16 protein-coding genes and 1 pseudogene are annotated in these 14,322 nt (G+C 65.3%); 7 read left to right on the top strand and 10 right to left on the bottom strand.

Going from position 1 to position 14,322, the window contains the following annotated elements; genetic code table 11:
* Positions 1-14: 14 nt before the first annotated feature.
* From B4383_RS24325 to B4383_RS24305, 5 genes are all read right to left on the bottom strand, one after another.
* On the bottom strand, positions 15-1,247 hold the full coding sequence (locus B4383_RS24325; RefSeq protein ID WP_078294291.1) for an O-succinylhomoserine sulfhydrylase: 1,233 nt from the start codon (positions 1,245-1,247) through the stop codon (positions 15-17).
* Positions 1,244-1,669: a rhodanese-like domain-containing protein gene (locus B4383_RS24320; RefSeq protein ID WP_078294241.1), complete on the bottom strand. Its 426-nt coding sequence runs from the start codon at positions 1,667-1,669 to the stop codon at positions 1,244-1,246. The genes B4383_RS24325 and B4383_RS24320 overlap by 4 nt, the downstream gene beginning before the upstream one ends.
* 11 nt (positions 1,670-1,680) lie before the next feature.
* Positions 1,681-2,133 carry a DUF4878 domain-containing protein gene (locus B4383_RS24315; RefSeq protein WP_078294243.1) on the bottom strand — a complete coding sequence of 151 codons (453 nt, stop codon included), beginning with the start codon at positions 2,131-2,133 and terminating at the stop codon, positions 1,681-1,683.
* The gene (gene purT / locus B4383_RS24310) at positions 2,130-3,521 is read right to left on the bottom strand and encodes a formate-dependent phosphoribosylglycinamide formyltransferase (RefSeq protein WP_078294245.1); all 1,392 of its coding nucleotides are present in this window, start codon (positions 3,519-3,521) and stop codon (positions 2,130-2,132) included. Before purT ends, B4383_RS24315 begins: the two co-directional genes overlap by 4 nt.
* Positions 3,522-3,583: 62 nt before the next feature.
* A complete protein-coding gene (locus B4383_RS24305; RefSeq protein ID WP_078294247.1) occupies positions 3,584-3,901 on the bottom strand; it encodes a UBP-type zinc finger domain-containing protein in 318 nt (105 codons plus the stop codon).
* Between the two features lie 60 nt (positions 3,902-3,961).
* On the opposite strand from B4383_RS24305, the gene B4383_RS24300 reads away from it, so the two are divergent.
* Positions 3,962-5,542 carry a Na+/H+ antiporter gene (locus B4383_RS24300; RefSeq protein WP_078294249.1) on the top strand — a complete coding sequence of 527 codons (1,581 nt, stop codon included), beginning with the start codon at positions 3,962-3,964 and terminating at the stop codon, positions 5,540-5,542.
* Between the two features lie 4 nt (positions 5,543-5,546).
* Here the strand turns inward: B4383_RS24300 and B4383_RS24295 are convergent, their stop codons facing one another.
* Together B4383_RS24295 and B4383_RS24290 are read right to left on the bottom strand one after the other, a co-directional pair.
* A complete protein-coding gene (locus B4383_RS24295; protein ID WP_078294252.1) occupies positions 5,547-6,209 on the bottom strand; it encodes a PaaI family thioesterase in 663 nt (220 codons plus the stop codon).
* Complete coding sequence (locus B4383_RS24290) at positions 6,206-7,501, bottom strand: adenylosuccinate synthase (protein ID WP_078294254.1); 1,296 nt, start codon at positions 7,499-7,501, stop codon at positions 6,206-6,208. Before B4383_RS24290 ends, B4383_RS24295 begins: the two co-directional genes overlap by 4 nt.
* Before the next feature lie 170 nt (positions 7,502-7,671).
* Between B4383_RS24290 and B4383_RS24285 the strand changes: the two genes are divergently transcribed.
* On the top strand, positions 7,672-8,343 hold the full coding sequence (locus B4383_RS24285; RefSeq protein WP_078294292.1) for a peptidase M50: 672 nt from the start codon (positions 7,672-7,674) through the stop codon (positions 8,341-8,343).
* Positions 8,344-8,352: 9 nt separating this feature from the next.
* Positions 8,353-9,117: a site-2 protease family protein gene (locus B4383_RS24280; protein ID WP_078294257.1), complete on the top strand. Its 765-nt coding sequence runs from the start codon at positions 8,353-8,355 to the stop codon at positions 9,115-9,117.
* A 90-nt stretch (positions 9,118-9,207) separates the two neighbouring features.
* Here the strand turns inward: B4383_RS24280 and B4383_RS24275 are convergent, their stop codons facing one another.
* Positions 9,208-9,636: a DUF3151 domain-containing protein gene (locus B4383_RS24275; protein ID WP_078294294.1), complete on the bottom strand. Its 429-nt coding sequence runs from the start codon at positions 9,634-9,636 to the stop codon at positions 9,208-9,210.
* Positions 9,637-9,740: 104 nt separating this feature from the next.
* Here B4383_RS24275 and B4383_RS24270 point away from each other — a divergent pair, with 104 nt between their 5' ends.
* Positions 9,741-10,520: a DUF4878 domain-containing protein gene (locus tag B4383_RS24270; RefSeq protein WP_078294259.1), complete on the top strand. Its 780-nt coding sequence runs from the start codon at positions 9,741-9,743 to the stop codon at positions 10,518-10,520.
* Between the two features lie 51 nt (positions 10,521-10,571).
* Here B4383_RS24270 and fbaA read toward each other — a convergent pair whose 3' ends face one another.
* Positions 10,572-11,630, bottom strand: a complete 1,059-nt coding sequence (fbaA, locus tag B4383_RS24265; protein ID WP_286143780.1) for a class II fructose-bisphosphate aldolase — start codon at positions 11,628-11,630, stop codon at positions 10,572-10,574.
* 119 nt (positions 11,631-11,749) lie between these two features.
* Here fbaA and B4383_RS24260 point away from each other — a divergent pair, with 119 nt between their 5' ends.
* The 3 genes and pseudogenes from B4383_RS24260 to B4383_RS24250 all read left to right on the top strand — a co-directional run bounded on the left by B4383_RS24260 (position 11,750) and on the right by B4383_RS24250 (position 13,844).
* Positions 11,750-12,409 (top strand): VTT domain-containing protein, encoded by a 660-nt coding sequence (locus B4383_RS24260; RefSeq protein WP_078294298.1) that lies wholly within the window; start codon positions 11,750-11,752, stop codon positions 12,407-12,409.
* A 33-nt stretch (positions 12,410-12,442) separates the two neighbouring features.
* A pseudogene (locus B4383_RS24255) lies at positions 12,443-13,278 on the top strand (IS481 family transposase); the annotation flags it as partial.
* Positions 13,279-13,379: 101 nt separating this feature from the next.
* A complete protein-coding gene (locus tag B4383_RS24250; protein WP_139361032.1) occupies positions 13,380-13,844 on the top strand; it encodes a hypothetical protein in 465 nt (154 codons plus the stop codon).
* Between the two features lie 46 nt (positions 13,845-13,890).
* Here the strand turns inward: B4383_RS24250 and B4383_RS24245 are convergent, their stop codons facing one another.
* A complete protein-coding gene (locus B4383_RS24245; RefSeq protein ID WP_078294263.1) occupies positions 13,891-14,322 on the bottom strand; it encodes a thioesterase family protein in 432 nt (143 codons plus the stop codon).

Raw genomic sequence — 14,322 nt, 5'->3', positions numbered from 1 at the left:
AAAGCTAGCCCGAGTTAGCTCAGTGCCCGTTCCAGGTCCGCGATGAGGTCCTCGGTGGACTCCAGCCCGACCGACAGACGCACCACACCATCGGAGAGCCCGATCGCCGCACGCCCCTCCGGACCCATGGCGCGGTGGGTCGTGGTGGCGGGATGGGTGATGAGCGACTTGGAGTCGCCCAGGTTGTTCGAGATGTCGATGAGCGAGGTCCCGTCGAGCACCTGGAAGGCGCGCTGCTTACCCGCATCGCCATCGGCGTCGAGCTCGAAGGTGACGACGGTGCCGCCGCCGCTCATCTGTCGCTTGGCCAGTTCGTACTGAGGATGCGTCTGCAGGAACGGGTACCGCACCCAGCGCACCGCGGGATGCTGTTCCAGGAACTGCGCGATCTTGAAGGCGGATTCGTTGGCATGCCGCACCCGAAGGTCCAGCGTTTCAAGCCCTTTCACGAGCGTCCAGGCATTGAACGGGCTGAGCGCCGGCCCGGTGTGCCGCATCAGCGTCTTGACGGGGCCCTCGATGTAGTCGGTGTCACCCAGGATGGCGCCACCGAGTACCCGGCCCTGCCCGTCGATGTGCTTGGTGCCGGAGTAGACCACCACATCGGCACCCAACGGAATGCCCTGTTGCAGTAGCGGGGTAGCAAAGACGTTGTCCAGCACCACCTTTGCACCTGCGGCATGCGCCAGCTTGCACACCGCCTCGATGTCTACGAGCGATTGCATGGGGTTGGAAGGGGTTTCGAAGAAGACGGCCTGCGTGGGAACGGACAGCGCCTCCTCCCATTGGGAGAGGTCCTCGCCGTCGACGAACACGGTCTCCACACCCCAGCGGGGCAGGATCTCGTTGCACACCACGAAACAGGAACCGAAGAGACTGCGCGCAGCGACAAGTCTGTCCCCGGCGGCCAAGAGCGCACCCAGTGCGGTGAACACCGCCGACATCCCTGTTGCTGTCGCAAACGCCGCCTCGGCACCCTCGATGAGCCGCAGCCGCTCCTCGAACATGGAGATCGTCGGGTTGCCGTATCGCGAGTACACATACCGGTCAACCTCGCCGGTGAAGGCGCGTTCCGCGGCAGCCGCACTCTCGTAGACATACCCGGAGGTCAGGTACATCGCCTCGGCGGTCTCTTCGAACTCGGAGCGCAGCAGCCCGCCGCGCACCCCGATGGTCGCCTGGCTCACGCCCTCGGGCAGCGCCTTGGGAATGCGAACCGAGGGAACGCCCTCAGGAGTCTGGTTCATGACTGCCGCCATGGCAGACCGATGGCACGCCAGCCGACGCCGCCACGGTGCCCGTTCTCGTCGAGGTTGCCCTCGAACCCGTCAAGCACGTTGTACGACGGCGCGATTCCCGCCTCGGTGGCCAGTTCCGCGGAGCCGATCGACCGGTTACCGGATCGACACAGGAACACCACCGGACGGCTGTCCCCCTGGGAGGGTCCGGTGACACCCGCGGCGGCCAGCTCCTCCAGGAACTGCTCATTGCGTTCGCCGTTGGAGCGCACCCACTCGATGTAGACGACATCGCGGCCGAGTTCGGTGAGGTCGGGAACCCCGACCCACTTCCACTCCGCCGACGTGCGCACATCAACCAGCACGGCTTCCGGGTTTTCCTTCAGCAGCGCCCACGCCGCCTCGGGGGTGATATCTCCTGCGTAGCCCACGAAGAGCCAGTCTATTGGTACTGACTGCACACCCTCCACGAGCCGTCTTCCTTGACGAAGGAAACGTCCGCGGTGAGCTTGTTGTCCTCGGATTTCATGTAGTGATAGGTCACCGTCGCGGTGGCGGTGTCCCCGCTGATCTTGACGTCCTTGACGTCGTCCACGTACCGGTTTCCGTGCGAGGCCTCGGATTTGTCCTGTGCGGCAATCACATTCTTTTCCGGCGTGACAATGGCCCGGCAGCTCTTCGCCACATAGTCGGCGTACGCACGCCGCTGCAGCGCGTCGTTCTGCGCGACGACGGACTGCCCCACCCTGCCCTCTTCGGTAAGGCCGTCGCCCGTCCGGAAGAACGCCGATACCGCGATACCGATCACCACGATTCCAAAGATCGCCGCCCCGGCGATGAATGGTGCGGGACTCCCGGTGTCCTCGTGATCGGCCGCCTGCTCGTCGGGTGTCACCGCAGATGCCGGGCGACCTGTTGGGCACGGCTCAGCGCCAGCGCGGTGTTGGGTGCGGTCGCCAGTGCCACGCCAACGCGGCGGCGCCGGTGGATCTCTGAATGCCCGAACATCCGAAGATCGCTCTCCGGTATCTGCAGCGCCTCGTCGAGCTGCCGCGACGACGGACCGGGGCCGTCGCCGTAGACCACCTCAGCGGCCGCCGGCGAGACCAGAATGGTGTCGATCGGCACACCCAGCACCGCGCGCGCGTGCATATCGAACTCGGACAGTCGCTGCGATCGCACGGTCACCAGCCCGGAGTCATAGGGCCGGGCACTCACATCGCAGAAGTACACCTCGTCACCCCGGACAAACAGTTCGACACCGTAGACACCATGCCCGCCAAGGGCATTGACCGCCCTGGCGGCAATGGACCGGGCCAGTTCCAGGGCAGCCTGACTCAGCGGCTGCGGCTGCCACATCTGCAGCGCATCGGTTCCGCTCTGCCGGTGTGCGATGGGCTCGCAGAAATACAGTCTGGTCGCACCACCGACCCCGGCCGTCCGCACCGTGAGCAGCGTGATCTCGTAGTCGATCTCCACCGCGGTCTCCACCAGCACCCGCTGGCCGCCGCCGATGTTCGACGCGACGGCCTGATCCCACGCGGGTTCGGCGTCACTGTCGCGCAGCACCACCGATTGGCCTTGGCCGTAGGCGGCCGACACCGGACGCACCACCGCCGGGAAACCCGCAGTCTCAAGAACCTTGTGCAACTCCTCGACAGAGTTCGCGAACCAATACGCGGGTGTGGGCAGGCCGAGTTCCTCGGCGGCCATCCGCCGCATCGCCTCGCGATCGCCGGCCAGCCGCACCGCCTTGGCGGTCGGAATCACCTGGGTGACCCTGCCCTCGGCCAATGTGTCGAGCGCCTCGCCCGACGCCGTCTCGACCAGCGGCACGACGAATCGGGGCCGTTCCTTCTCGACGAGCGCGACCAGGTTCTCCGCCTCACCGATCGGTGCGACCACCGAACGATCTGCGGCTGTATGGGCCGGCCCGCCGTCTCCGGTGTCCACCACGATGACGTCAGCACCCAAGCGCTGGAAGGAGATGGCTAGTTCCCTGGCCAATTCACCCGACCCCAGCAGCATCACGGTGGTGCGGTTGACGGACACGGGTTCCGGCGCCTTCGGTGCCGGGGACTCGCTGCCGGCCAGCTCGGAGACGGGTTTCACGCTGTTGGCGGCCTTAGCAGCCTTAGCGGACTTGGCACCATTGGTGGCACGCACGGCGTCTTCGGTCACCGGCGCCGCCTCGGCGGGCCCGGGCTCAACGGTGTCGGTGGAACCCGTCGAGCCGTGCTCGCTGGGGGGCGAACCCTCCTGCGTCACCACGATGCCTTTCACGCCTTCCGGTCGACCTGTAGCCCTATTGAACCGTGCCTAGCGTGCCAGATTGCCACACATCCTCAACCGAGAGTGCTATGGACATAACACCAGCGCCAATCCTCACCCGGCTCATGTGAACGCATCACCGGATGCCCCGAGGCGTGAAAATGTGCGGTGGCGTGCTGGTGGGGGCTGGAATCACAGCAGCTGACCCGGCCGCATTCCAGACACAACCGCAAATGGGCCCACACCTGCTCACCCAGTGCCGCGCAGTCCTCGCACTGCCCCGGAGTGCGGGGTTGTGGGCCTTGCCCGGTGGCGGCGGCCAGCTCAGGGCAGGGGCCTTGCCGCTGTGCCGACACGGGCGCGGCAGATCCACGCCGAAACAGCCGCTTCATATGTGCCCTCTCCACATGCCCGCTTAGGCGCCAGAACCGCTCTCTGCACAGAATACGAAGGTGAACGTTTCCCTGCTGGCGGTACTCACGGCTGCCCTGGTCCTGGCCGCGATTTCCCGGCGATTCGGGCTTCCCACGCCGTTGGTGCTGGTCGTGGCGGGTTTGGCAGCCACTGCCATCCCCGGCCTGCCGTCCATCGAGATGGATCCGGACCTCGTGCTGTTCGTGATCCTGCCGCCGCTGCTGTACACGACGGCGCTGGAAAGCTCCTACGTCAACCTGCGCAAGAACATGCGGGCGGTCAGCAGCCTGGCCGTGGTGCTCCCGCTGCTCACCACCGTCGCGGTGGGCTTCGTGGCGTTCTACGCCGTTCCCGAACTGCCGCTCGCCGGTGCGATGGTGCTCGGCGCCATCGTGGCACCGCCCGACGCGGTATCGGCCACCGCCATCGGCCGGCGCCTGGGACTGCCGCGCAACATCATGACGCTGCTGGGCGGTGAGAGTCTGCTCAACGACGCGACCGCACTCACCGCCTATCGGGTCGCGATAGCCGCGGCGATCGGGCTCGGCGCCACCGTGGCCGACGGACTCAAGATTTTCGCGCTCGCGGCCATCGGTGGGGTGCTCGTCGGGGTTGTCATCGGAAAATTGGTCAACATCATCCGCTGCAAGCTCGACGACCCGCTGTCCGAGAGCGCTATCGGCCTGGTGGTGCCGTTCTTCGCGTATCTGCTCGCCGAGGAGATTCATGGCTCCGGCGTGATCGCCGTCGTGGTCGCCGGGCTCATGCTGGGGCACCGCTCGGTGCACGCCGGATACGCCACCCGGCTCCAGGATGACGCGGTGTGGAAGGCCGTGCAGCTGCTGCTGGAATCCTTCGCGTTCCTGCTCATCGGGTTGCAGCTGCCCAAGGTCGTCGAAGGACTACGAGGCCTGTCCTTCGCCACCATCGTGCTGTCGTCGATCTCGGTGCTGTCCACGGTGATCGTGGTGCGCATCGTGTTCGTCTTCGCGTTCGCGTACATGCGCCCACCCGGCCAACGCCCCTCGGCGCGTGGAGTTTTCGTGGTGGCGTGGGCCGGGATGCGTGGCGTGGTTTCGCTGGCGATGGCCTTCGCGGTGCCGCTGACCACCATCACCGGCGAGCCACTGCCCGGGCATCCGCACATCGTTTTCCTGACCTTCGTCGTGGTGGTGGGAACCCTTCTGTTGCATGGGCTTACCTTGCCGTGGGTGATTCGGGTGCTCGGCGTGCAAAGCGATGACGAACGCAAGGACGCGCTCGCCGAGGCGGCCGCTCAGGACAAGGCCGCCCGTGCGGCCGCGGACCGTCTTGAGGAGCTCCTCGATGACAATGACGGCATCGAGGACACCAACGTGCGCAGCCGCGCCGCCGAAATTCTGCGGCACTGGAACACCCGTCGCCGCAACGCGGCATGGGAGCGCCTCGGACGCAGCGACGAGGACGCCGGCGAGAGCCCCATGGCGGCATTCCGGAATCTGCGGCTGGAGATGCTCGAGAAGGAGCGCGAGGTGTTCATCGCCGAACGCGACGCGGGCAATATCGATGACGAGGTGCTGCGCACCGTGCTCCGCGGACTCGACCTCGAAGAGGCCACCATGAATCAGGCCGACCGGTAGCCGCTCACGGCTGGCCGGGCAGCAGCTGCACCATCAACCCATTCGCATCGGCCAGCACCGTGCCCTGCGCGTCGTAGAGCTCCGCGGAGACGAAGGCCTTGCGGCGATCCACCTCGTCGATGCGGCTGCTCGCCGTCAGCGGCACGCCCACCGGCACCACCTGGCGATAGTTGACGTGCAGGAAGGCCGTACGGCTGATGGTGCGGCCCGCCATGATCACCGTCATCCCGAAGAGATGATCGAACAGCAGCGGCAAGATCCCGCCGTGCACGGCGCCGTTACCGCCGAGGTAGAACCGCGGGAAGTCGCCGTGAGCCTCGATACCGTCCGGGCCTGCCTTGTCGATGAACCACGGCGGCAGCAGCAGGTGCCCGTTGGCGGGTTCGTCGGCGACTCGGTTGGCGGGTCCGACGCCTTCGGGCGCCTCATGCGGGTCCATCAGCTCGACGAGCTTCTCGGTGAGATCGGCCGCCTCGTCCCAGCGCGGATCGTCCATATCGGCGGATACCGCGAGATCCTGCAGCCGCCGCACCGCGGTCAGGAAGCGCCCGAACCCCGGCCCCACTGAGGACGGCGAGTACTGCGGGAAACCCCCGCCACGGATTTCACGGATCGCCCGATTCATCTCTTCATGCAGTGCGGCGAGTCTGTCCCCGGCGGCGGTCATGACCTCGAGAGTATGTCCCGCCGCACGATCGTCTGATCCCGGCCCGGCCCGACGCCGATGCACGACATCGGCGCACCGGCGAGCTCTTCGAGGCGAAGCACATAGTCCTGCGCCTTGGCGGGCAGATCGCCGAACTCGCGGGCGGCGGAGATGTCCTCCCACCAACCCGGAAGCTCTTCGTAAACCGGTGTGGCACGGTAGATCTCACTCTGCGTCATCGGCATCTCGTTGGTGCGCTTGCCATCCACCTCGTACCCGACGCAGATCGGAACGGTCTGCAGGCTCGACAGCACATCCAGCTTGGTCAGGAAGTAGTCGGTGATGCCATTGACCCGGGTGGCATATCGGGCGATGACGGCATCGAACCAGCCGCAGCGCCGGGCGCGTCCGGTGGTGACGCCTACCTCGCCGCCGGTCTTGGCCAGGTAGGCGCCGTGCTCGTCGAACAGTTCAGTGGGGAACGGGCCCGAGCCCACCCGCGTGGTGTACGCCTTGAGAATCCCGAGCACGGTGGTGATCTGGGTGGGGCCGATACCGGAGCCCACGGATGCGCCGCCCGCCGTCGGATTCGAGGACGTCACAAAGGGGTACGTGCCGTGATCGACGTCGAGCAGGGTGCCCTGCGACCCCTCCAGCAGTACCGTCTCACCACGTTCCAGCGCCTGGTTGAGCTCAAGACGCGCATCGGCGATGCGGTGCTTGAATCCCTCGGCCTGCTCCAGCACACCGTCGACCACCTGATCCGGGTCGAGGGCCTTGCGGTTGTAAATCTTGACCAGCACCTGGTTCTTGATTTCCAGTGCGGCATGGACCTTTTGGCGCAGAGATTCCTCGTCGAGAACATCGGCGACCCGGATCCCGATGCGCGCCACCTTGTCCTGATAGCAGGGGCCGATACCGCGACCAGTGGTGCCAATCTTCTTGGATCCCAGGTACCTTTCGGTCACCTTGTCGATCGCCACGTGATACGGCATCAACAGATGCGCATCTGCGGAGAGGATGAGCCCCGAGGTATCGATACCCCGCTGCTCCAGACCCGCAAGCTCGGTGAGCAATACGCCGGGATCGACAACGACCCCGTTGCCGATGACGTTCGTCACCCCCGGGGTAAGGATTCCCGACGGGATGAGATGCAGGGCGAAGTTCTCGCCGTTGGGTAGGACGACGGTATGTCCGGCGTTATTACCGCCTTGGTAGCGGACTACCCATTGGACCGAGCCACCGAGCAGGTCGGTTGCCTTGCCTTTCCCCTCGTCGCCCCATTGGGCGCCGATCAGGACTATTGCCGGCATGTGCGTTCTCTGCGCTTCCCTGTTGGCAGCACACACTGTCCTTCCGGCTGGGCGAAGGCGGCGCGACGCTGCGCGTGCAAAATGTTGTTCAGCCGGTGAGCCACTGTATCGCAAGAGCGCAGGCATGCGAGGGCACCGTACGTATTCGCCACCGACGAAGGAGATCCATGGTGAACACCCCGAGCGGCACCGAAACGGCGCCCGCGCGGGTTTTGCTGTTCGGGGTACGCCGACTGCCCCGTGCTCTGCGTGGCCTCCCCGTGGACCAGCTGGCGGATACCGACGCCGTGCGCGCGCTCGTGGACGCCCTTCCGGACGGTGCGACGCGGCTCATCGTGGTCGGCGCGGACGCCGATCTCGGGCAGGTGCTGACCCGGCTGATGCGCGCAGAAAAACTGGACGTGGAACTGGGTTTTGTGCCGGACCGCCGTTCACGCACGCGCCGGATCTATCGGATCGGGATCGGTGCGGCACGACGGGCCCGCGCGGGCCATGCGCACCGGGTGCCGCTTATCCGGGATGACACCGGAACTGCCCTCGCCGGACGTGCGTCATGGCAGAGCACCGACGGCGTCGGGGTCACCGGCGAGGCCACCGTCGATGACACCCTGCTGTTCGAGGGCATCGCCGCCGTCGATGTCGAGCCCATCGAGTCGCTGCCGGGCCTGCGGGCCTCGGTGCGAGGCCGAGCACGGCTAGTTCCCCGTCGCTGGGTGACCGGACGAGCCGCTCAACTGGGCTCCGAGGGGGCCGTCGTCGTCCGTGACGGCGTCGTGGGCCCTCGTCCCGTCACCCGGTCCACGTTCTATCGGCACCAACAGGGCTGGTTGCTCGTCCGGTAGCTTTTGCCCGTGAACGTCAAGCAGTCGGTCCGGCCCAGCCCTGTCTTTCTCGCGCTCGTCGCACTCACCCTCGCCGGGGCGGTGCTCGCATGGTTCGGCGGCAATTCGACCGAGCCGCTGGCCCGCGGTGGGGTATTTGTCTTCGTGTTCGCCGGCTGGGTGGTGTCGCTATGTCTGCACGAGTTCGGGCACGCCTACACGGCATGGCGTTTCGGCGATACGGGTGCGCGCGGATATCTGACGTTGAACCCACTGCAATACACCGATCCGGTGCTCTCCATCGTGCTGCCCCTGGTGTTCATCGCACTCGGTGGCATCGGGCTTCCTGGTGGCGCCGTATACGTGCACACCGCGGGCATGAGCAATCGGCAGCGCACCCTGGTGAGCGTGGCCGGGCCGAGCGCGAATGCCCTACTCGCGGTGCTGATTCTGGGGACGACTGCGCTTTTCGCCGACCGCGAGCACATCGTGTTTTGGGCGGCCATGGCCTATCTCGGATTTCTTCAGGTGACGGCGGTGGTGCTCAACCTGCTGCCGGTGCCGGGCCTGGACGGCTACGGTGCGCTCGAACCCCATCTGAGCCCGAACACGCAGCGCGCACTCGGCAACGCCAAGACGTTCGGATTCCTGATCCTGTTCGTGCTGCTGATGTCGCCGCCGATCAACAGGGCATTCTTCGACGCCGTCTACTGGATCGTCGCGTCATTGGGCGTCGACCCCGATCTCTCGCGCGTGGGCGGCTGGCTGTTCCGCTTCTGGGGCAAGCTGCTCTAGCTGGGCCGTCCCTCCGCGTCGACACGCCGCCTGGTGGCGGGTCCGTATCGCACATTGCCGCCGTAACACGGCGTGTCGACGGAAGTGACGTTAGGACCGAAGCAGCGCGGGCCGGGCCGCCGGATCGCAGTCGTCGAGCAGATCGCAGCACCGCGCGAACTCGTGGTTCTCGCCGATCAACTGAGCGGCACGCGCGAGGGCCGCCACGGCGCGCAGGAAGCCGCGATTGGGCTCATGTGAGTACGGCACCGGACCGAAGCCCTTCCACCCGTTGCGTCGCAACTGGTCCAGACCGCGGTGATACCCGGTGCGGGCGAAGGCGTAGGCGGTCACGGTGCTGCCCACAGAGCCGTCACCGTCCAACGCGTTCTCGGCCAGTTCGGCCCAGGCGATCGAGGCGGAGGGATACGCCGCCGCCACCGCGGCGGGATCCTGGCCATTGAGCAGGGCCGATTCGGCGTCCACGTCTCCGGGTAGCAGCACCGGCTCGGGACCCAGCAGATCATGCATTGGACTCATGGAACCCATTCTGACGAGTACCACCTCCCGTGATCGCGATAGGGTGGGCGCGGTCGATCGCGCCTGCGCAAAAGAGCGCTCAGCACGGATAAGGAACGAGACGCATGGCGAACCCCACCGGTGGAAATTCCGAGGCCAAGCCCGACGCACAGGGCGGCAAGTCTGCGGACTCCGCCGAGCAGTCGGATAGCGCCGCGAACGCCCCGGAGATATCCGACACCGCCGACACCGGCCCGGTTCCCCCGCTCGATGACGCCCAGACCGTCGTGATGGCTCCCGCTAAGCCCGACGTTCCGCGCTACACGGCACCGGGATTTGATGCCAACAAGACCGAGATGATCTCGCCCGTCGGCGACGATCCGAAGACCGAGCTCATCGCACCGCTGGCGACCCAGGCCCGCCCCAAGGTTGCGACCCCCGAGACGATCGCGCCACGCAAAGAGGAGAAGCGCAGCTGGGGCTGGGTGATCGCGCTGGTACTCGTCGTCGCCGCATTGGCCGCGGTGATCGTCCTCGCCGCGGTCATCATCTCGCGCACCAGCGCACCAAAGGCGTCACAAGAAGAGCTGGTGCGCACCAGCATTCAGAACTATGACAACGCCATCCAGACCGGCAACCTGGCGGCGCTGCGGACCATCACGTGCGGCGAAACCCGCGACGGTTACGTCCGCTACCCCGACGCCGAGTGGTCCCAGACGTATCAGAAGGTGGCGGCCGCCAAGCAGTACCCGGTGGTAGCCAGCATCGACGAGGTTGTGGTCAATGGCGAGCACGCCGAGGCCAACGTCACCTCGTTCATGGCGTTCGCGCCGCAGACCCGGTCATCGCGCAGCTTCGATCTGCAGTTCCGCGACAAGGAATGGAAGATCTGCCAGTCCGACTAAACGGATTCCGCCGAGCGCGAGCGATGATGCTCACACTCGGCGAAAACAGCCCTACGCCATTCCGGCGGAGACCGACCGGCCCGCCGACTTCAGGTCGTTGCAGGCCTCGATGACCCGCTCGGTCATGCTGGCCTCGGCCTTCTTCAGGTAGCTGCGCGGGTCGTAGGTCTTCTTGTTGCCCACTTCGCCGTCGATCTTGAGCACACCGTCGTAATTGGCGAACATGTGCCCGGCGATCGGTCGGGTGAAGGCGTACTGGGTGTCGGTGTCGACATTCATCTTCACCACGCCGTAGCGCAGCGAGTCCTCGATCTCCGACTTCAGCGAACCCGAGCCGCCGTGGAACACGAAGTCGAACGGCTTGGAACCCTCAGCCAGACCAAGCTTGGCCGAGGCGACGCGCTGCCCCTCTTCCAGCACTTCTGGCTTGAGCTTGACGTTGCCCGGCTTGTAGACGCCGTGCACGTTGCCGAAGGTAGCCGCCAGCAGGTATCGGCCGTTCTCACCGACACCGAGCGCATCGACGGTCTTTTCGAAGTCCTCGGACGAGGTGTAGAGCTTCTCGTTGATCTCGGCCTCGACGCCGTCCTCTTCGCCTCCGACGACACCGATCTCCACCTCGAGGATGATGTGTGCCTTTGCCGTCGCCGCCAGCAGTTCCTGCGCGATCTGGAGGTTCTCACCGATCGGCACCGCCGAGCCGTCCCACATATGCGACTGGAACAGCGGGTTCTGGCCCGCGGCCACACGCTCCTGCGAGATGGCGATCAGCGGACGCACAAAGCTATCCAGCTTGTCCTTGGGGCAGTGGTCGGTGTGCAGGGCGACGGTGATGCCGTACTTAGCGGCGACGACGTGCGCGAACTCGGCGAGCGCGACCGCGCCGGTCACCATGTCCTTGATGCCCAGGCCCGAACCGAATTCCGCACCACCGGTGGAGAATTGGATGATGCCGTCGCTACCCGCGTCAGCGAAACCCTTGATCGCGGCGTTGATCGATTCCGAGGAGGTGCAGTTGATTGCCGGGAAGGCAAAGGAATGCTCCTTGGCCCGGTTCAGCATTTCGGCGTAGACCTCGGGCGTGGCGATGGGCACTTCGATGACCTCCATGTCAGCTCTGCGGATTCGCCCCTCACCATAAGGCAGCCAGGTTGCCGACAGATATCGACGGTACTGTTGGCGCCGTGAACTTGCTGGCAGCACCCGAATCCGTCACCACTCTGGCACTCATGCCGGATTTCCTAGATCCGATCAAACTGCTCGGTCACTTCGGAACCTTGGCGCTGCTGGGGTTGCTAGTGGTGATCTTCGTGGAATCGGGAGTGCTGTTCCCGGTGCTGCCCGGCGATTCATTGTTGTTCGTGGCCGGGATGCTGGCCGCCGGCACTGCTGCCGCCGCCACCGATGGTGCTTCGCAGGCCAGTTTTCAGCTGTGGCAGCTGCTGGTCTTCATCCCCATCGCGGCCATCCTGGGCGGCCAAGTCGGCTACTGGATCGGTCGGGGCATCGGCACGTCAATGTTCAAGCCGGAGGCCCGCTTCCTCAAGCAGAAGTACCTCGACGAGGCGCACGCCTTCTTCGAGAAGCGCGGGCCGTTCGCCATCGTGATCGCCCGGTTCGTGCCGATCGTGCGAACCCTGGCTCCGATCACTGCGGGTGCGGCCAAGATGAGTTACCCGATCTTCGCCCTGTACAACATCCTGGGCGCGGTGGTCTGGGGCGTCGGTCTCACGCTGCTGGGCTACTGGTTGGGCCAGTTCGAAATCATTCAGAAGCTGCTCGAACCCATCTTCCTCCTGATCGTGCTGGTCTCGGTGGCCCCGATGTTTTTCGAATGGATGCGCCGCCGCAAGGCCGCGAAGAGCCCGGAAGCAGCACCCGAGGCTTAGGTGTGATGTCCAGGGAGTTTGGTCAGTCTGGTGATGGTTGACCGCAACTCTCGACCGCACCTGAGCCCCACCAAAACAGCGCCACAGACGGTGCGCCGGATCGTGGTGTTGCGGTGGCGAGGGCGACTCGGGCCGATGCAGATCGGCGGGGCGCCTGGAGATGGCGGCCTCTATTGTGCACGCGGTCTTGACCCGGTGCCGGATCAACCGGCTCTCCTACATCGCCCGGGTCACCGGCGAGCCGCTACGAACATCCCCATCCCGGATCGCTGATCCACGTCGATGTCACCACATTCGCCAACATCCCCGACGGCGGTGGCCACAAGTTCCTCAGCCGCCAACAAAGCAAACGCAATGCCATCGCCACGGGCCACCACACCGGTGAGCGCGGCGACCCCGCGAACAACTACCGCCCCAGAATTGGAAAAGCATTCGTACACACCGTGATCGACGATAACTCCAGACTCGCCTATGCCGAGATCTGCACCGATGAGAAAGCCGCCACCGCAGTCGGTGTGCTGCACCGCGCAGTGGCCTGGTTCGCCGGGCGCGGTGTCATTATCGAGCGCGTCCTCTCCGATAACGGAGTGGCCTACCGGTCATTGCCCTGGCATCAAGCCTGCACCCAGCTCTGCATCACCCCGAAGTACACGCGCCCCTACCGGCCACAAACCAACGGCAAAATCGAACGATTCCACCGCACCCTGGCCGACGGCTGGACCTACGCACGGTTCTACGAGTCAACCCAACAGCGCAACATCACCCTGCCGGACCGGCTGCACTTCTACAATCACCACCGAGCCCACTCCGCAATCGGAGGCCAGCCACCCATCACCAGACTGACCAACCTCCCTGGACAGCACACCTAGCCGACGTCGAAATCACTCGCCAGCAAGATCCACGGCTATCCGCCAAATATGGGTAAATATGGCGAGGTGCGCGTCATAGCAAACTACGCTAATGTCGCGCTGTGGGGAAGATAAGCAGTTGTCTGACAGCGTTGACGGCGATCGCGCTAGTGGGTTCGAGCTTTACGGCGCCTGCCGGCGCGGAGCCCGCACCGGCAGATGTCGCGGGTGCGTCAGAGGCCGTACAGACGTACATAAACGCAACGAACAACGTCGACGTGCGCCTGATGCGTGCGACGGTGTGCGGTCGCCTCGCCGCCGCCACCTCCGTCGGCACCGACGAACAGGTCCGTCAGGTCATGCAGTCTCAACGCGACCGCATCGGGCTAGCACACATAGAGGTCTTGCATCCGGTGGAGCTGGGATCACCGCCCGGTCAGGTCGATCTGCTGGCCCAGTTGACTTCCGAGCATCACCCGCAGGATCCGGGCGGCAACGGGATCAACCTCGTGTATCACACCGAGAGGGTCAATGGCGCGTGGAAGGTATGCCACGCCCGAAACGAGGGGCACCTCGACGAACCCTGACAAAGCCGGCCTGAATCGAACCGGCGGCGACCTTCAATGTTCTCAACTAGGCACGCTCCACGGGCGTCGTCTCGAATTCGGTCGCCCTGTCCCGGAAAGCTTCCGCAAACGGCTCGGACTTACCGTCGATCGCATGCACGTACACCGTCTCGCCGGTGATGAGATGTTCTCCACCGCGATGTATTTCGAAGTGAAAGGTCATGCTCGCCCTCCCCATCCGGGCGCTGCGCACCCCGATATCGAGGACATCATCGAAGCGGGCCGGCCCGTGATAGTCGATAACCGACTTCACCACGTACATGTGCCCAAAGACCCCATCGCCGGTGGCGTCGCGTGCACCGGTCAGGGCCGCCCAATACTCGGTGAGCGCGGCGTCGAAGTACGCCAGATAGTGGGCATTGAAGACCACGCCCTGCATATCGACCTCGGCCCACCGGACCCGCAACGGATGGAAGAAGCTGAAATCCTCGCGCGCCAT

It is taken from the genome of Mycobacterium sp. D16R24, assembly GCF_002013385.1.
In the GTDB taxonomy this organism is placed as follows: domain Bacteria; phylum Actinomycetota; class Actinomycetes; order Mycobacteriales; family Mycobacteriaceae; genus Mycobacterium.
This window is presented reverse-complemented; position numbering and strand designations above follow the sequence as displayed.